Here is a 349-nt window from a genome sequence, read left to right on the forward strand (position 1 = left end):
TTAAATTCGATGCAGGCAGCTTGTTTTGTCGGCCGTGAACCGCAGACAATGCTCGGCGGTGTTGCCTCTCATCTTTACACCGAGTTTAACGGGCATGGCATTGATACGGGCAGGCTGCAACAGGCACTTGAGCGCCTTGCAAAACTGCATCCGATGATAGCACTTTGTGTGACGGACGACGGGCAGCAGACAGTTGCAGACACGCCACAGCATCCGGTGCTTGAAATTGATGATCTGCGTGGCAAATCTTTACCTGAACAGCAAGATTTTCTGGAGAAAAAGCGGCAGGTCTGGACACATCAGAAGCTTGATCTGTGCTCGGGACAGGCGGTGCGATTCTCTCTGACTT

1 pseudogene is annotated in these 349 nt (G+C 52.1%); it reads left to right on the top strand.

The annotated features are described in order from the left end of the window. Positions 1-349: pseudogene (locus tag HBA93_RS19580) on the top strand (hypothetical protein); the annotation flags it as partial.

It is taken from the genome of Ochrobactrum sp. SFR4 (assembly GCF_019730395.1).
In the GTDB taxonomy this organism is placed as follows: domain Bacteria; phylum Pseudomonadota; class Alphaproteobacteria; order Rhizobiales; family Rhizobiaceae; genus Pseudochrobactrum.